General features: G+C 50.8%; 18 protein-coding genes and 2 pseudogenes. 18 read left to right on the top strand and 2 right to left on the bottom strand.

Annotated features, from left to right (window positions below):
* Position 1 precedes the first annotated feature (1 nt).
* Positions 2 to 922 carry a dTDP-4-dehydrorhamnose reductase gene (rfbD, locus tag VMV64_RS16030; RefSeq protein WP_325332145.1) on the top strand — a complete coding sequence of 307 codons (921 nt, stop codon included), beginning with the start codon at positions 2 to 4 and terminating at the stop codon, positions 920 to 922.
* Between the two features lie 279 nt (positions 923 to 1,201).
* On the opposite strand, the gene VMV64_RS16025 is transcribed toward rfbD, so the two are convergent.
* Complete coding sequence (locus VMV64_RS16025) at positions 1,202 to 2,248, bottom strand: NAD-dependent epimerase/dehydratase family protein (protein WP_325332143.1); 1,047 nt, start codon at positions 2,246 to 2,248, stop codon at positions 1,202 to 1,204.
* Positions 2,249 to 2,255: 7 nt separating this feature from the next.
* Positions 2,256 to 3,545: a nucleotide sugar dehydrogenase gene (locus tag VMV64_RS16020; protein WP_325332141.1), complete on the bottom strand. Its 1,290-nt coding sequence runs from the start codon at positions 3,543 to 3,545 to the stop codon at positions 2,256 to 2,258.
* A gap of 171 nt (positions 3,546 to 3,716) precedes the next feature.
* Between VMV64_RS16020 and VMV64_RS17465 the strand changes: the two genes are divergently transcribed.
* The 17 genes and pseudogenes from VMV64_RS17465 (at position 3,717) to VMV64_RS15950 (ending at position 17,478) form a co-directional block, all read left to right on the top strand.
* Positions 3,717 to 3,893, top strand: a complete 177-nt coding sequence (locus VMV64_RS17465) for a sugar phosphate nucleotidyltransferase (protein WP_414718913.1) — start codon at positions 3,717 to 3,719, stop codon at positions 3,891 to 3,893.
* Between the two features lie 157 nt (positions 3,894 to 4,050).
* Positions 4,051 to 4,350, top strand: coding sequence for a hypothetical protein (locus VMV64_RS16015; RefSeq protein ID WP_325332139.1), 300 nt, complete (start codon positions 4,051 to 4,053; stop codon positions 4,348 to 4,350).
* Entirely contained in the window at positions 4,347 to 4,826 is a 480-nt protein-coding gene (locus VMV64_RS16010; RefSeq protein ID WP_325332137.1) for a hypothetical protein, read from the top strand. The genes VMV64_RS16015 and VMV64_RS16010 overlap by 4 nt, the downstream gene beginning before the upstream one ends.
* Positions 4,827 to 5,242: 416 nt before the next feature.
* Positions 5,243 to 5,461, top strand: coding sequence for a hypothetical protein (locus VMV64_RS16005; RefSeq protein ID WP_325332135.1), 219 nt, complete (start codon positions 5,243 to 5,245; stop codon positions 5,459 to 5,461).
* Positions 5,451 to 5,684: pseudogene (locus tag VMV64_RS17460) on the top strand (hypothetical protein); the annotation flags it as partial. The gene VMV64_RS16005 and the pseudogene VMV64_RS17460, both read left to right, overlap by 11 nt.
* 406 nt (positions 5,685 to 6,090) lie before the next feature.
* Positions 6,091 to 6,333 (top strand): sugar phosphate nucleotidyltransferase, encoded by a 243-nt coding sequence (locus tag VMV64_RS17305; RefSeq protein ID WP_349255111.1) that lies wholly within the window; start codon positions 6,091 to 6,093, stop codon positions 6,331 to 6,333.
* A 120-nt stretch (positions 6,334 to 6,453) separates the two neighbouring features.
* Positions 6,454 to 7,443, top strand: coding sequence for a nucleotidyltransferase domain-containing protein (locus VMV64_RS16000; protein ID WP_325332133.1), 990 nt, complete (start codon positions 6,454 to 6,456; stop codon positions 7,441 to 7,443).
* Between the two features lie 98 nt (positions 7,444 to 7,541).
* Positions 7,542 to 8,960 (top strand): mannose-1-phosphate guanylyltransferase/mannose-6-phosphate isomerase, encoded by a 1,419-nt coding sequence (locus tag VMV64_RS15995; RefSeq protein ID WP_325332131.1) that lies wholly within the window; start codon positions 7,542 to 7,544, stop codon positions 8,958 to 8,960.
* Between the two features lie 14 nt (positions 8,961 to 8,974).
* Positions 8,975 to 9,847 carry a Wzz/FepE/Etk N-terminal domain-containing protein gene (locus VMV64_RS15990; RefSeq protein WP_325332129.1) on the top strand — a complete coding sequence of 291 codons (873 nt, stop codon included), beginning with the start codon at positions 8,975 to 8,977 and terminating at the stop codon, positions 9,845 to 9,847.
* A gap of 6 nt (positions 9,848 to 9,853) precedes the next feature.
* Positions 9,854 to 9,931, top strand: a pseudogene (locus tag VMV64_RS15985) (glucose-1-phosphate cytidylyltransferase); the annotation flags it as partial.
* Between the two features lie 76 nt (positions 9,932 to 10,007).
* Positions 10,008 to 11,327, top strand: coding sequence for an MATE family efflux transporter (locus VMV64_RS15980; RefSeq protein ID WP_325332127.1), 1,320 nt, complete (start codon positions 10,008 to 10,010; stop codon positions 11,325 to 11,327).
* 69 nt (positions 11,328 to 11,396) lie between these two features.
* Positions 11,397 to 12,131, top strand: coding sequence for a class I SAM-dependent methyltransferase (locus VMV64_RS15975; protein WP_325332125.1), 735 nt, complete (start codon positions 11,397 to 11,399; stop codon positions 12,129 to 12,131).
* A gap of 13 nt (positions 12,132 to 12,144) precedes the next feature.
* Positions 12,145 to 13,278: a glycosyltransferase family 1 protein gene (locus tag VMV64_RS15970; RefSeq protein ID WP_325332123.1), complete on the top strand. Its 1,134-nt coding sequence runs from the start codon at positions 12,145 to 12,147 to the stop codon at positions 13,276 to 13,278.
* Entirely contained in the window at positions 13,271 to 14,239 is a 969-nt protein-coding gene (locus VMV64_RS15965) for a methyltransferase domain-containing protein (RefSeq protein WP_325332121.1), read from the top strand. The genes VMV64_RS15970 and VMV64_RS15965 overlap by 8 nt, the downstream gene beginning before the upstream one ends.
* Before the next feature lie 21 nt (positions 14,240 to 14,260).
* Entirely contained in the window at positions 14,261 to 15,379 is a 1,119-nt protein-coding gene (locus VMV64_RS15960; RefSeq protein ID WP_325332119.1) for a hypothetical protein, read from the top strand.
* On the top strand, positions 15,376 to 16,527 hold the full coding sequence (locus tag VMV64_RS15955; protein ID WP_325332117.1) for a glycosyltransferase: 1,152 nt from the start codon (positions 15,376 to 15,378) through the stop codon (positions 16,525 to 16,527). Before VMV64_RS15960 ends, VMV64_RS15955 begins: the two co-directional genes overlap by 4 nt.
* Before the next feature lie 18 nt (positions 16,528 to 16,545).
* A complete protein-coding gene (locus VMV64_RS15950; protein WP_325332115.1) occupies positions 16,546 to 17,478 on the top strand; it encodes an NAD-dependent epimerase/dehydratase family protein in 933 nt (310 codons plus the stop codon).
* The last annotated feature ends 133 nt before the right edge of the window (positions 17,479 to 17,611 follow it).

Here is a 17,611-nt window from a genome sequence, read left to right as displayed (position 1 = left end):
CATGAAAATTCTTCTAACGGGCAAAAACGGCCAAGTCGGCTGGGAATTGCAGCGGACCCTGGCCACCTTGGGCGAGGTGGTCGCCGTCGACCGGCGGGGCATGGATCTGGCCAACCCTGACTCGATCCGCGGTGCCATCAGAGCGATTCGACCGGACTTGATCGTCAACGCCGCCGCTTATACCGCCGTCGACAAGGCGGAGAGCGAACCCGACCTGGCCATGGCGATCAACGGTATTGCGCCCGGCATCATGGCGGAAGAGGCCAAACGGCTCGGCGCCGCCATGATTCACTATTCCACCGACTACGTGTTCGACGGTACCAAAGCCTCGCCCTATACCGAAGAGGACGCACCCAACCCACTCAACGTCTATGGCAAAACTAAGCTCGCCGGGGAGCAGGCGGTTCAGGCGGCGGGCATTCCCCATCTGATTTTTCGCACCAGCTGGGTATACGGCCTGCGAGGCAAGAACTTCCTGCTGACTATCTTGCGCTTGGCAAAGGAGCGGGACGAATTGAAGATCGTGGACGACCAGGTCGGCGCACCCACCTGGAGCCGCATGATCGCAGAGGCCACGGCGCAAATTCTCGCACAGATATTGATGCCTATTGCTCATAACCCATTACGCATTGCTGAAGTAAGCGGCCTTTACCATTTGACGGCAGCCGGCCAGACTTCCTGGCATGGATTTGCCCGAGCGATTCTGGAACATCCCGGGTTGGCCGCCATCAAGCCTCTGCCCAGGCTGGTGGCCATTCCCGGCGCCGATTACCCGTTGCCGGCGCCAAGGCCCTCTAATTCCGGGTTGAACAATAAAAAAATGCAGCAGGTTTTCGGGCTGGCCCTCCCCGCGTGGGATGCGGCGCTGACGCTGTGCTGCCAGGAAATGAATGCGTCGCCTGAATCCGGCGGCGCCGCATGAGAAGCTCATGCTTCGGCTAAGTGATCGAGCAAAAACAACTTGAACATGGAGTCACTCTCCAAAGATTACGCAGATGAATGTAGGTTGGGTTAGCGGCTTTATCGCGTAACCCAACAAACCCAATCTTCCTTCTAAACACCGGTGTTGCCTAGAGTCACCTACTTCTGGTGAATGTTTGGGTTTGTTGGGTTACGGCGCAAAAAACCGCGCCTAACCCAACCTACATGACTGCCAGGAAATGAATGCGTCGTCTGAATCCGGCGGCGCCGCATGAGAGGCTCAGGCTTCGGCCAAATGCAAACCCTGGGCGATGTACCAGGCCGCGGCTTCATTCAGCCCCTGCTGGATGGAATGGGTGGGTGAGTAGCCCAGCAGGTTTCTCGCCTTGCTGATATCCGCCAGGGAATGCCGCACGTCGCCTGCCCTGAAATCGCGATAGACCGGCGTGGCGCTCGAGGCCTCCGGGCAGGAAACGGCGACCCGCTCTCGAATCAGGTTGAAGAGCTCGTTCAAGGTGGTGCGCTCGGAAAAGGCGACGTTGTAGACTTGCCCGATTGCCGCCGCATTTTCCGTGCAGGCGGCGAGCAGGTTGGCCTGAACCGCATTCTCCACGTAGCAAAAATCCCGGCTGGTTTCGCCGTCCCCGTTGATATAGACGGTTTCCCGGCGCAGCATGTCGGCGAACCATTTCGGAATCACGGCGGCGTAGGCGCCATCGGGGTCCTGGCGGCGGCCGAAAATGTTGAAATAGCGCAGGCCGATGGCGCTTACCCCATAACAGCGCCCGAACACATCGGCATAGAGCTCGTTCACGTATTTGGTGACCGCATAGGGGGAAAGCGGCCCGCCGATCTGATCTTCCACCTTGGGGAGGCCGGGGTGATCGCCGTAAGTCGAGCTGGAAGCGGCGTAAACGAAGCGCTTGATGCCCGCATCGCGGGCGGCGATCAGCATGTTCAGAAAGCCGGTGACGTTGACCTCGTTAGTCAGCAAGGGGTCCTCGATGGATCTCGGCACCGAGCCCAGGGCCGCCTGGTGCAGCACAACATCCGCGCTGGCGCATGCCGCCCGGCAATCTTCGGGGTTGCGGATGTCGCCATCGATAAAGCGGAAATTCTGCCATTGCCGCATCGAAACGGACTTCTCCACTTCGTCGAGGTTGTGCCGGTAGCCGGTGGAGAAATTATCCAGCCCCACCACCTTCTGATCCAGCTTCAGCAGCGTTTCGAGAAGATTGGAACCGATAAACCCGGCCACGCCGGTAACCAGCCAGGTTTGCGGGGTTTTCAGGAGGTGCGTTTTCAATTCCGGGTAGGTATTGTTCATGGTTTCCCTATAGCCGCCATAGACGAATATCCGCGGCGCGTATGGCCTGCGGGTCGTACATGGCCTTCACGTCGATCAGGACCGGGTTCTTGCCCATCAGGCTTTTTATCTGCTCCACGCCCATTTCACGATAAGCGCGGTGGGAGACTGCGGCGATGACGGCATTGGCGGGCTGGAGTTCGTCCATTTTCACCAGGCTGATGCCATATTCCCTGATCGCTTCTTCCTCATCCGCAAGCGCATCATGCACCTGCACCGTGATGCCGTAATCCTGCAGCTCCCGGTAGATGTCGATGACGCGGGAGTTGCGCAGGTCGGGGCAGTCTTCCTTGAACGTGAGCCCGAGCAAGGTCACCGTGCCACCCAATATGTTATGCCCCGCCCGGATCATTTCCTTGATGGCCCGCTGGGCGACAAACCGGCCCATGCCATCGTTGATCCGCCGCCCGGCCAGAATCACCTGCGGGATATAGCCGATTTTCTCGGCCTTGTGGGTCAGATAATAGGGATCGACGCCGATGCAATGCCCTCCCACCAGGCCTGGCCTGAATTTGAGAAAATTCCACTTGGTGCCGGCGGCTTCCAGTACTTCGTTGGTGTCTATCCCCATCCGGTCGAAGATCAAGGCTAGCTCATTCATCAGGGCGATATTCAAATCCCGCTGGGTGTTTTCGATCACCTTGGCGGCTTCCGCCGCCTTGATTGAACCCGTCCGGTGCACGCCGGCAGTCACCACCGACTCATAAACCTGGGCGACGATTTCCAGTGTTTCCTCGTCCTGGCCGGAAACCACTTTCTTGATTTTGGTGAAGGTGTGTTCCTTGTCGCCGGGGTTGATCCGTTCCGGGCTGTAGCCGACCTTGAAGTCGACACCGCATTTCAGCCCCGACAGGCGTTCCAGAATGGGGACGCAGTCCTCCTCGGTGGCGCCGGGATAGACCGTGGATTCGTAAACGACGATGTCGCCTTTTTTAAGCGCCTTGCCGACCGTTTCGGACGCCTTGAGCACCGGCGTCAAGTCCGGCTGATGGGCGTCATCCACCGGCGTCGGGACGGCGACAATGTGGAAGTCAGCCAGTTTCAGATCTTCAATTTTGTCAGTGTAGAGAATATCGGTGGCATTCAGGTCGGCGTCGTCCACTTCGCCGGTATGGTCGTGGCCGTCCTTGAGCGCCTGCACGCGCCTGGGGTTGATGTCAAAGCCGATGGTCCTTGCGTGCTTGCCGAATGCCACCGCAACCGGCAAGCCGACATAGCCGAGGCCGACGACGGAAATAATTCTTTTTGATGTTTTCATATTTACCCACTTATGCTGAAACGAGGAGAGTTGCAAGCCAGGATTTCCACATACATGCACTTGCCTGGAGCCATTCCGGTCATTTGAATCCGCAAGATGCTATGATTAATTTAATTCCAGATAAGCAATGTATGCAATAACTATAGGTTAAAACTTTAGGCAACTCTAGGCATGCTCATACCCATTATCCTCTCCGGCGGAGTTGGCGCCCGTTTGTGGCCGGTTTCCCGCGCAATGCAGTCTATAAAGCAGCCGCAAAGTAGCCGCGAAGCGGTAATGAATTCAATTGCTACGCCGGTCAAAGACCAAAGGGAAAAATGGGGTCTAACTCCAATGCTGTTCACTTAGACTCTCCCGACCGTTCGCCCTGAGCTTGTCGAAGGGCAATTGTGGTGGTTCGACAGGCTCACCACGAACGGCTAAAGTGAACAGTATTGGGCCTAACTCCAATTGCTCAATTGTCTTCAATCGCTATTTCGAAATTTTCGGGGGAAGTTCAAAAAGCATGCGCCTGACTGACTACCAAATCCAGGCTATTCGCCAACTTGCTCGCCAAGTTGCGGGAAGCCAGTCCCGCGTGCGAGTTTTTGGCTCCAGGCTGGATGATGCTGCGCACGGTGGAGATCTTGATCTCATGCTTGAATTGCCGGAACCCGTAGACAACCCCGCACTCATGGCCGCGCAGATGTCCGCTCAAGTGTCGCGGGCCATGCACGGACGCAAAGTGGACGTACTGCTCATCGCACCCAACCTCATGCGCCTGCCCATTCATGACATGGCATTCAAAGAAGGGGAATTGCTATGATAGTGGAACCGAAAATAGAACTGCGTCTGCAATTTTTAGCTCGAGTCGTGAGCAAAGAATGCAAACACCTCACCACCACAGACCAGCGTCTGTTTGGAAGCTTGTTTACTCTAGAGCAAGCAACCCGGCTCGAAGAAGACCCCGATCTGGCAGAGCGGGTGGAAGCCTTTGTGGGCAGGTTTGGCCGCCTACAAGACACCGTGGGTGACAAACTGTTGCCGTTACTCTTGGCCGCCCTGGGTGAAAAACCATCCGCCGCCATCGACAATCTTGACCGGGCCGAACGCTTGGGGCTGCTTAAGTCTGCCGACGAATGGATGACCATGCGCAGCCTCAGAAACCAGATGGTTCACGAATACGTTGAAGACCCAGTCGTACTCAGCAGCGCCCTGCAAAGCGGTCATGATTTTGTGCCAGCACTCATAACCACAGCCAACAAAATGTGTGCCGAAATCGAGCGGCGGGGCTGGGCATGATGCAAAATAGCACAATGACAGAAAGACCGGAGTGCTCAACTTCTGATCACCTTGCCGAAACAAGTCGACTTAACGCCGCCAGCAAAAATAATTGGGATGAACCCAGATTATCCATTAGCTCCGTCATTCCCGCGAGGGCGGGAATCCAGCGAGACAAACACTCCGCAAAACGGACAAAGCCTCAGTTCTGTCCCGCTACGCGGGAATGACGCTGTTTCGATCTTAATGAACAATCCAGGATGAACGAAGCATGGGACCGGCATTTTCGCGGGGCTACGAGCTGGACAACCTTGCCCCGCCGCTGAGCGGTGGCAGCTGTTATTGCGCGGCATATCTGTTTTGCTTATTCAGCGAGACGTGCCAAAATACAAGCAAAGTTGTATTTTAAAAATCAGGATGGACCAAGGAGACGCATCATGGGGTATTCCGACATCATTGCACGTGAAGCTGAAGCGCTGCCTCCTGAAAAGCAGGCTGAGGTACTGGATTTCATCGCCTTCCTCAAAGTGAGGCGGTTGCCCCCGGAGCTTGCGTCAGTCCCCAAAACAGCCGAGGAAATCGAAACTTTCTTCCGCAGCTTCAAGGTGGACATCAGCGGCTACAAATTTGACCGGGAAGAAGCCAATGCCAGGTAAGTCCTTTATCGACACCAATATTGTCATCTACGCACTCGGGCCAGCCTCTACCAAAGCACCCCTTGCCGCCCCCTTATTTGTCGGGACTCCCTACATCTCCACGCAAGTGCTTTCCGAAACCGCCAGCGTTGCTTCCAAGCGCCTAGCGCTCTCGGTGTCGGAAATCCGCAAGCTCATCACCTCCCTTGAGGCGATGTGCCGGGTGGAAATTATCTCGTTGACCACCATCCATACCGCCCTCGATATCCGGGAGCGGTACGGCTTTTCCTGGTATGACAGTCTTAATTGTCGCCACGGCGCTGGAAGCGGGCTGCGATACCCTCTACTCCGAAGATATGCAGAATAGCCAAGAGATTGAGGGCCGTTTGCGCATCGTCAACCCGTTTGCCTGACCCATGCCCCTGTTAAGCCGGCTGACCCGCGAGGAAAATTTGCGGCGCGCCCATGGCGACCCTGCCACGGAAAACATGCTTATCCAGTGCGAGGCTACTGGCACCGCGTGGCATTTCTCACTCCGGGCCAGGTGTCTAGTCGAAGGCATCAAGTGGTTTTCCGTGCATAAATGCCGATTAAATAATGACAACACATTAATTTTGGATTTAAACCCTCTCCAAGCACAGTAGCGCACTATGCTCATACCCATTATCCTCTCCGGCGGAGTTGGCGCCCGTTTGTGGCCGGTTTCCCGCGAATCCCACCCCAAGGCTGGAAAAGAAAGCCTGCTATTACCAGCCCTCACCCCGGCCTTTATATTCCTTATTTGTCGAATGACAAGCTATCCGAGCTTTCGGCATGAAGTTGCCGCTACGGGAAGATTCCTTGGCGCTTTGCATGGCCTGACAAGGCCCCGTTTTTTCTTAAAATATCTATAGCATATGTTTCCGTCAAAAATAACATTTCCTGTTTTTTGACGGAAACATATTGATATTATATTGATAATATGCGATATTTCCGTCATATAGTTATTCCCATGATTTAGGACGGAAACATCCATGCAACCCCTATCCAACCAGCAGCGCCTGCATCTGGTAAACAGCCAGCAGCTTTACGAAAACTATATCGCGGCCTATCGCCATGCGCGCACTCACGCCTATGGCATGCGCTGGAAAACTATCCGTGGTGTCGAATATCTCTTCCGGGAACGGGATCGAAGAGGCAACGGCAAGCTCCTGGGGCGGCGCACACCGGAAACCGAACAGATTCTTGCCGCATTTCAGGAGGGCAAGGCACGGGCACAAGAACGCCTGGCGGCGATTCGGCAACAGCTTGACGAGCAGGCGCGCCTGAACAAAGCTCTGCGGCTTGCGCGTGTGCCCCGCGTGGTCGCGCGCATCCTGCGTGAGCTGGAAGAGCACGACTTGGGTAACGCCTTCACCGTGCTGGGCACACAAGCCCTATATGGCTATGAAGCTGCCGGTGGCGTACAGTTCTTGCTCGAATTGCTTGCTTCCGGTGATGTTGATCTGCTCTATGACGCGCGCAAAAAGATCACGCTCGTTTCCAGCCGTCTCGATGGAGAAGGATTGCTGGGGCTGTTGAAAAAGGCCGACCGCACGTTTGAGCCTATTCGCAAGCGAGGCTTTCGGGCCGCCAATGCGGGACAATTCATGGTTGATCTCGTCGTTGGGCCACGTTCAATGCGCGAGTCTGAGCCCGTAACTTTTGGTGAAGATGATCTGGTGGCTTCTGAAGTACCGGGTTTGCAGTGGCTCATCAACTCGCCCAAACTTGAAACTGTGGCCGTGGATGAGGACGGACAACCAGTGCCATTCCGCGTTCCGGACCCGAGAGCTTTCGCGCTGCACAAGGCATGGCTTTCCCAGCAGCCTACCCGCGAGCCGGTCAAGAAGCCGCGCGACCTTGCGCAGGCAAGGGAGGTGGCGCAGCTGGTATGTGAATATATGCCACACCTGAGTTTTGGTGAAGCGCTTACCTCCTTGCACGGCAATGTGCGAGCTATGAGTGAACTTCTAGGTGTCTAGTCGAAGGCATCAAGTGGTTTTCCATGCATAAATGCCGATTAAATAATGACAACACATTAATTTTGGATTGAAGCCCTCACCAAGTACAATAGCGCACTATGCTTATACCCATAATTCTTTCTGGTGGGGCCGGCACCCGATTGTGGCCGGTTTCCCGCGAATCCCACCCCAAGCCGTTCATGAAGCTTCCCGACGGGCAAAGCCTGTTGCAGAAGACCTTTGCGCGTGCCGCCGCGCTGGATGGCGTCGGTGAAGTGCTGACCATCACCAACCGCGAACATTACTTTAAAAGCCGGGACGAATATCAATCCGCCAAGAAGGGCTTCCCGGGAGTGACGGATACTTTCCTGCTCGAACCTTTCGGGCGCAATACCGCCGCGGCGATTGTCCTGGGCGCAATGAGCGTTGCCGAGGCGCATGGCGGCGATGCTTTGATGCTGGTATTGCCGGCAGACCATCTGATCGACGATCAGGCGGCTTTTGCCGCTGCCGTGAAACAGGCCGCCGGCCTAGCGGAGCAGGGCAACCTTGTGACCTTCGGCATCGTTCCCGACGCGCCGGAAACAGGGTTTGGCTACATCGAGGCGGACGGCCAAGTCGTCAAGCGCTTCGTGGAAAAACCCTCCTACGAAGCCGCCCAGGAATACGTCGACTCCGGCCGCTACCTATGGAATTCCGGGATGTTCTGCTTCAAGGCCGGAACCGTACTGGAGCAGTTCAAAATTCATGCCCCCGCTATCTACGAACACGCCTTGCCTTGCTGGGAGGCAACCCGCAATAAAACCCCGGCCAACATGCCAATGATGGAAATCGATCCGGAAAGCTTCGCTGCCATCCCGGAAAACTCCATCGATTACGCCGTAATGGAAAAATCGGCCGTGGTCATGGTCGTGCCCGGCCGCTTCGGCTGGAGCGATATCGGCTCGTGGAACGCCATCAGCGACCTCACCATCCCGGACGATGCGGGCAACCGCGTCGTCGGCGAGGCGGTGCTGGTCGATGTGGGCAACAGCTTCATTCAAAGCGAGGGGCGCATGGTCGCCGCAATCGGCCTCGATAATTTGCTGATTATCGACACCCCGGATGCCCTGCTCGTGGCCGACCGGGCGCGCGCCCAGGACGTCAAGAAAGTGGTGCAGCAGCTCAAGCTCATGAACCACGACAGCCACAAGCTGCACCGCACCGTCGCGCGCCCATGGGGAACCTACACCGTGCTGGAAGAGGGCAAGCATTTCAAGATCAAGCGCATCGTCGTCAAGCCCGGCGCTGCCCTTTCGCTGCAAATGCATTACCACCGCAGCGAGCACTGGGTCGTGGTGAGCGGCACGGCCAGCATCGTCAATAATGACAAAAACATGCTGGTCAGAACCAACGAATCAACGTATATTCCCGCCGGGCACAAGCACCGCCTGGAAAATCCGGGGCTGACGGATCTCATCATGATCGAAGTACAAAGCGGCGAATATCTCGGCGAAGACGATATCGTGCGTTTTGACGATGTATATGGGCGCGCATAGCGTCGACTTATTCAATGGCCGATGACATGACAAATCAAACCGACAATCAAATATCACCGGATGAAATTAGCCTGCTGGAAATTTGGCAGGTATTGGTGCGGCAAAAAAAGTGGGTGATTGGCATACCTGTATTGGCGCTGATTGCGGCGGCAGCCGTTTCGGCTTTGATACCTCCGGTTTGGGAGGCTACCCTGGTCGGACAGATCGGACAGATCGGACAGGTCGGGCAGCAACTCATCGAACCGGTGGCGCGTGTGGTCGAGCGGATCAAGCAAAAGCCTTTCCAGGGTGAGGTGCTGGTCAGTATGGGCATCCCGAAAGATGAAGAAAATTCGAAGGGGAAGTTGTATCGCGACTCCATAAAAGTCCAAATTCTGCCAAACACCGACTTGATCGAAATAAAGGTGCGCGGCTACTCCAGGGAAGAGGCAAAGCGCAATGCCGAGGCGACCATTGGTCGTTTGTCAAAACTCCACGAAGAGCTTGCCCAACCCACTATTCAGCGTTTGACGCAGCAAATGGAGCGGTTAAAGCAACAAATTAATGAGTCGCGGGAAGAGCGCGAAAGCTTAAAGAACACGCAGCCAAATAAATCGAAAACGGATTCCGGCGGCCGATTCATGGAAAGCATCATACAGGCCAACATTCTGGTCCAAAGGGACGGCGAACTGCGTAACCTGGAACAGCTCAAGCTGTCTTACGAGGAACAACTGAGCCCGTTGCGTACATACCCAACCGCGCGAATTGACAGCACTTATGTAAGCGAAAAACCGGTGGCGCCCAAAAAGGGACTGATCGTGGTTTTGAGCGGTGTATTAGGATTGATGGCCGGGATATTTGCCGCATTTGTTCTCAATGCAATTCAGGCACGCAAACCGAGGGATTAACGAGCGATGAAAGCAGTGATATTGGCGGGTGGCCTGGGTACGCGCATTAGTGAAGAAACATCTGCCAGGCCAAAAGCCAATATTGTGGCAGTGAAGGGGGGAGGAAAATAGTTGCTTGGGTAACCGCGCTTTCCCGCGACCAAGAAAGCACAGCCCCACGATGATCAAGCCGATTGTCCCACGTCATCTGCTTGTCGCCGCCAGTGCCTGGGCAAGCCGCATCGTAATGGCATTTGTTCAATTGGCAAGCATTCGCGTACTTATGAGCGGACTTGGCATAGAACAATATGCCGCATATGCACTTCTAGCTGCCCTGATGGGTTGGTTCATGCTCGCTGATTTTGGAATCGGCTTAAGTCTACAAAACCACATTTCCGAACGTCGCTCCAAAACAGAGCAGTATGATGATTACATCATTCTTGCGGTTGCCATGGCGGCAATTTTGCTCATTTTAACGATTATTGCATTGTATTTTTCTAGCCCTTATATCGCACCAATATACCTTAAGCAATTTCCCCTATTAACTACAATTGAAAAAACGCGCCTTTTTTTCATTACCGGAGCCCTATTTATTTGCGCAGCCTTGGGTGGAATAAGCTACAAAATCTGGTATGCGGAACAAAGGGGCTATTTTTCGAACGTCCTGCCAGCAATTAGCTCCGTAGTTGGTTATGTAGGCATTGTTGCAGTAAATTCTAGCACGTTGACGGACAAGCTTCTGTATAGCTTAGTGGCGTTTCTAGCACCCTCTGCCGTACTTCCGCTAGGAGTGCTTGTTGTTCAAGTCTGGAGGCGTTTTAGAGACGGCATCAAAGAAGCGACATTCGAAATCGCTATCAAAATACTTAAACGAGCAACCAATTTCTGGCTGTTAACGCTGATGACATCACTGTCTTTGCAAATTGATTATCTCGTTATTTCACAGTTCCTGAAACCAGCGGATATCGTTGTCTATAATTTAAGTACAAGAATTTCTTGGTTCATATTATTTATCTATATTTCAGCATTAACCGCACTTTGGCCAGTATTTTCTGAAGCGATTGCGCAGGGAAATTGGGTTGTAGTCAGGCGGCTCACCCGTAAATATTTAGAAATCGGCTTGGGATTCACGCTGATATGTTCACTCCTCTTAGTTTGGCTAATGCCTATGGCGGTCCAAGTACTTGCACCTAACGAGACTATTGTCATCCCTGTGATGTTTATACTCCTGTTGGGGATATATCAACTGCTACGGGTTTGGACAGATACATTTGCGATGATTCTTCAAAGCATGAGTGAATTAAAACCGCTTTGGATAGCTGGGCCTATTCAGGCATTCTTGTCCGTTGTATCTCAATGGTATCTCGCTCAATCGTTAGGTCTTTATGGCATAATTCTCGGGAACACTTTATCTTTTGCATTGACCTCATCTTGGTTACTACCACTCGCTGTAAATGCGCACTATAAGAAACATGTAGCATCACAAAAACCAATCCTCTAGGTCGCCAAAGTTTTTCTTCATATTTATATCCTCATTAATTAATTCTATTGTTTAGCACGGTAAAGTGAAATGTCAGACACGGGTGGAGAAAATTACATTAGGTGGAAACAATGGGATTTTGAGAAATTTGCCCAAGTTGACCCTGGATCCAGTTTTTATTTCGACCAATTTTTTAACAGAAATAAAGTCCTGAGTTTCAAAAACAGCGTTCTTGAGATTGGATTTGGCAATGGTGAGCTGTTGGGGTATCTGCGTGCGCATGATCACAGAGTAATTGGTGTAGAGATCAATGCGCATTTAGTGGAAAGGGCAATCAAATCTGGATACAAAGCCTTTACGGGGCTCATTTGGGACATCCCAGAATTGCAGCTTGAGAAATTCGATTTGATCGTCGCCTTTGATGTTGCCGAGCACATGACACACATGGAACTGAATGCATTATTTTCTTGGGCAAAAAACCACCTTAACAAAGGCGGTAAGCTGATTTTGAGATTTCCAGAAGGCGCCTCACCTTTCGGCTTGGCCTATCAGAACGGTGATTTTACTCATGTGACTAGCCTCACAAAGGGGAAAATTACAGCCCTTTGCGACATGAACAGCTTACAACTGTTGTCGTATAGGGACGAATTTTTGAGATCAAATAAACTATGCTCTTTTGGGTTTTTTGGAAAGATGGTCTTGCTGATGCTGCAAGGATACGCAAGTTTGCTTAGATTGATTATGAGGGTTCTGCTGTATCCCTTGTCAATCGATCTGCGATTGGGCACAAACAGTATTGCGGTAATTGCCGCCGTTGAAATCTGAGCCGGGTAGGGACATGCATGTAATTTTCGATGGCAGAGTGATGGCTTATCAATATACCGGTCTCGGTAGATTTACCGGTGAACTCTTGTTTGCGTTGCTCGATATGAGCCGTGATGACGGTATCAAATATACGGTGATTATTTGGGAGAATCCGGCGACTGTAGAAGAGAATTTTTATTACCTCAAACTCAGGCAATATGAGAAAAACGATATTTGTCGAGTTTTATCCGTGCCATGCAGACCGGTATCACTTGGTCAGCATTTTTGTCTTGCACGTTTTATAAATCGTCTTGGCGGAGATCTTTATTTTTATCCCCATTTCGATCTGCCCTTTGGGATTCGGATTCCATCCGTAATCATGATTCATGATTTATTTCCACTCAAAGTTCGTGGCTATATAACCAAAAATCCAAGGCTGAAAATAGCCTATTTCAACTTGATGTTGCGTGCGGTTGTAAGGAAAGCAAAGTTTGTTTTTGCCTTGTCAGAGACCAGCCGAAAAGATTATCTTGCAGTGGTAGGCCGTCGTTTTTCTGACAAGGTTGGTGTTTCACTCGCGGGGCCGATAGTTAGAAACCTACCTATCAATTCAAATTTTTCACCAACATTCACGGTGCCAGATAAATTTCTCCTCTATGTTGGCGACAGACGCCCACACAAAAATATCAAGCGAATAATTGATCTGTTCATTCTGCTTAAGGATAAAGCATCGTATTCAGGCAAGCTATTGTTAGTCGGATCCACCAAGAACCACGACTTTGATGTGGAGCGCTACATAGGCTCGCGAACCGATATCCAGATCGCGGGGCAAGTGGATGATGCCACACTTGCCTTGCTTTACCAACGAATGGATGCGCTTGTATTTCTATCCAAATATGAAGGTTTAGGTTTGCCGGTGGTTGAAGCCAGCCTCTTTAGAAAAAAAATGATTGTTTCAGATGGTGGTGCGCTACCTGAGTTTGCGCCGCCGTGGGCATTCGTGCTGCCAAATGATGTTGAGCTAATTCACTTTGCTTTTCCAATTAAGGACTATTTAGATAGCCCTGTTTTGCCCGACGAGAGCTACGTGAATAAATTTACTTGGCATAGTGCTGCCCAGCGAATTAGGAATAGATTTATCGAAATTATGGATTCCAATCATGCATAAAGAACAAATGACTGTTCCCAATAGAGCCATTCCATGGGACATTGTTCGGTGTCCTACATGTCTTGGCTGCGTCGAACGTCAAGACAATGTTATTGTTTGCAGCAACCCCTTGTGCCACAAAACATACCCGCTGGTAGAAAGCATCCCTGTATTGATCAATGAAGAGTCCAGTGTCTTTTCTTTTGCCGATTTTGCAGTAAATAAAACAACGTTCTTTCAGAAAAGAGGGCGGCTTGTCGAATGGCTCAATCAGAATGTTCCTTCGATCAGCCATAACCTAGCCGCGAAACAGAACTATAAAAAGCTGAGTGAATTGGCGCTTACAGAAATGTCATCCGCTCGTATTCTGGTCATTGGGGGCAGTGTCGCTGGTCAGGGATTTGAAATGCTCAGTGAGAATTCTGCGCTTGAGCTGGTGGAAACCGATGTGTCCTTCGGCCCAAGGGTTACCATGATTTGCGATGGGCACGACCTGCCGTTTGTTGATGGATGTTTCGATGTCGTCATCGCGCAGGCGGTATTGGAACACGTTGTTGATCCTTTTCGTTGCGTCAGTGAGTTTTACAGAGTGTTGCGCGATGATGGTCTAATCTACGCGGAGACTCCATTTATGCAACAAGTGCATGGTGGCAAGTATGATTTCATGCGCTTTACTTATCGTGGACACAGAAGACTTTTCCGAAATTTCGAGGAGATTCATGCGGGAATAATTGGTGGCCCTGGGATGGCCTTAGCCTGGTCTTGGCAGTATTTTCTTCGCAGCTTTGGTAGATCGACACGCGCTCAAATGTATCTCGCCATGTTGGGGCGCCTTACGGCTTTTTATCTGAAATATTTTGATTATCTATTTAAGCGCGCACCTGCTGCATACGATTCTGCATCCGGTTTTTATTTTATGGGCCGTAAAAGCAAGATCGTATTAAGCGACAAGGATCTTGTTCGATTTTATACCGTCCCATAGTTTGTTCTACGGATAATAGACATGGAGGCTACATCTCTATACTTAGTTGCAATCGAATTATTACTGGCTTTTTGCGGCTGGAATTTTTTCCTTTATTGCGCATTTTCAAAAAAATGCTTGTTTTCAAAAGCTGATATTTATGTCGTGCTGCTCACAGTAATATCGGCAATTTGGTTTGTGCTGGGCGATGCTGATGGTGGTCGCTGGCTCAGCTTCAAAACAACTTTATTTGTGTGTTGTTTTTATCTTTCCTCCAAGTACCCTCGCCAAGGTATGTTATTGCTGGCTGTGTTAGCACTCGTGGGGTTTCTCTTGGATGATGTTGCTAGTGGAGAGTATCTTTCAAAGCATGTTGGAACGAATGCTAACCAACTTCTAACAATTCCTTTCACGTTGATCGCGTGCGCACTGTTTTTGTATAGACGCGACAATTATATCAATCTAATGATGTTGTACTTTGTAGCTGGCTTCGAAATCTTTTGCGCATTTATTATCGGTGCGCGAGCCGCTGCCATCAGTGCACTACTCGTAATTATTCTTGTGAGCTCGGTAAAAGTTTCGAGAATATTTATTAAGTTCGGACAATGGGTTCCCTTTATTTATTTGATAATTGCACTTATCAGTTACTACAGCATGCAATCTGAGGTCAATTTGGTCCCTGCTACACCGAGCAATATCGAAAGATCATCCATGATATTCGCCGCCATTAGTCATTTTTTTGAGTACCTGTTCACAGGCCCTAGGGGGGAGTTTGACCAGCTTGCTGGTGCAGCTACAAGAGTTTTTGATTTCCAAATCTATAGCAATATTAAAGGCGTCGATCCACATTTTTTCTTTTTATCTCTTTGGCGAGATGAAGGAGCGATACTTACTCTTCTATGGCTTTTTACATGGTTTTATTATTGGAATGCGGTTAAAAGCCTAAGAACTCAACTGGACGAAACGCGAATACGGGTTATTCTTGGTATGTTGGCTATAGCCGTCGTCCAGTTTTCTATCGCCCCTCCAAGCACAGGAAAACGTCTCCTTGTAGCACTGATTATGGGGTCCGCGCTGGGGTTTGCCAATAAACGCTCTTCGGTCAAGGCCAATCATTTGTACAATCGCAATTCTCATTCAGCCCTGTTCAGGTCAGTATGATTCAAGGGAATATTCAATCACAGAGTAAGAGAAGTGCCGCTTCCGGTGCTTTCCGTGTAGTTCATGTGACTGAATCCTTGGGTGGAGGTGTTCTTTATCTCCTACATCAACTGATCAAAGCGCAAGTTGAGGCCGGCCTTGATGTCACTTTGGTGCATTCTTCCCGGCGAGACACTCCTGAATCGGAAATGCTCGACCAGTTGTTCCCATCGCCTATTTCTCGTGTTGTTATACCCATGGCTACCAATATTTCAATCAAGGCCGATTTCAGGGCTTTTCAGGATATTGCAAAGTTGCTGAGGACCATGCAGCCGGATGTTATACACTTGCATTCTTCAAAAGTTGGTGCTTTGGGTAGGGTCGCGGCTCGATTTGTAGGTCTGAATAAATCTTTGTATTATTCCCCGCACGGTTTTTCTTTTCTCAGGCAGGATGTCTCTCTACCTAAGCGTGCGATGTTTTTTGCTTTGGAAGTTATTGGCGGTTTTTTCGGTGGCAAGATAATCGCCTCTTGCGCTTCAGAGGGTAGATTGGCCAATACACTCGTAGGCCATCGACGCGTCAGCGTTGTTGAAAACTGCACAGATGTGCCAGAGTTTACTTGGCCTAAGAGAGCTCATGAAACTCGGATACGAGTAATGTCAGCAGGCAGGCTTTGCTACCAGAAAGCGCCTTGGCGTTTCTGGAAACTCTCCACTTCACTTTTCTTAGAAAACGCAGAGTTTTACTGGATAGGTGATGGTGAATTAAGAATCCGGCTTGAAGGGGATGCTACTCATGCGAAAGTTCGAGTTACTGGATGGGTGGATAGGGATAGTTTGTGGCGTGAAATGTATGCGGCTGATGTGTTTGTAATGACTTCTTTATGGGAGGGTATGCCCCTGACACTACTAGATGCTCAAGCTATCGGCCTTCCCGCAGTGGTGCCTGATGTTGTTGGGTGTCGTGACGTGATTATTGATGGTGTAACCGGCTTCATTTGTAAAAGCGATGACGAGTTAATCGAAAAAACCAGGTTGCTAATTCGCGATGCAGAATTGCGTATCCGAATGGGGCAAGCAGCCAGATCCATGGCTTCGGTGCGTTTCTCAATCAAGCGGATGCATAGCGAAATTTTGAATGCCTATGATCTATCCCATTGCATATAAATATAAATTAGGACATCGATGCGTATTTTGATATTAGGGGGTTGTGGTTTTATAGGTTCACATGTGGTTGACGAGCTCATCGCATCAGGCCATGAAGTGGTTGTATTTGATCGTTACCCCGAGCGTTTCCGTTCACCACTTCCTGACGTGCAGTTCTGTCAGGCGGACTTTGGTAATCGCGGTGAACTAGAAGAGGTATTAGCGGGTGGCATCGATGTAGTCATACATTTGGTCTCTAGTACGGCACCACAAAGCTCTAACGATGACCCAATATTTGATGTACAGACGAATCTTGTTGAGTCCATCGCATTGTTTGAGATGTGCATTAAGCACCATGTCCGCAAGGTCGTCTTTATTTCGTCAGGGGGTACTGTGTACGGTGTTCCGCAGGCATCTCCTGTACCAGAAACTCACCCTACATTGCCGCTGTGTTCTTATGGAATTACGAAGCTAGCAATCGAGAATTATTTGCACCTGTTTCATTTGCTACATGGTCTGGAATACGTTGTCTTAAGAGTGTCCAACCCATATGGTACAAGACAGGATCCCCATCGCAAGCAGGGTGCTGCGGCTGTCTTTATGTACAAGATACTTAAAGGTGAGCGCATAAACGTTTGGGGCGATGGTTCTATTGTGCGCGATTTTGTGCACGTTTCGGATGTCGCGCGTGCATGTTTGGCTGCAGCCGAGTCTCAATACGTCGGCATGTGCAATGTGGGCAGTGGTACAGGCTTAAGTATTAAGCAGTTAATCGTTGCGTTGCAGGAAGTTACCGGCAAAAAGGCGAACGTGAATTGGTTGGAAAGCAGAAATTTTGATGTGCCTGAAATTGTGCTCGATTGTTCGCGTATTGAAAGAGAGCTTTCTTGGCGCCCTCAAACGAGCTTACAAAATGGATTGGTAGATATGCAAAACTGGATGATCACAAACATTAAGTCTACTAAGCTTTGAAGTAGTGTTCCTATCAATTGGCTGTGGCGATTCAGCAGGCGGTTCACCAGTTCGAGCAAGAGCGGGATCGGATTGCTCTGGTTGCCTGCCGCGTCAATGTGCGATGCCGCTTGCGCCAGAGCGGTTCCCGCAG

Source organism: Sulfuricella sp., assembly GCF_035531155.1.
In the GTDB taxonomy this organism is placed as follows: domain Bacteria; phylum Pseudomonadota; class Gammaproteobacteria; order Burkholderiales; family Sulfuricellaceae; genus Sulfuricella.
Note: the sequence above shows the minus strand (reverse complement) of the source record. Positions and strands in the feature narration are given on the sequence as shown.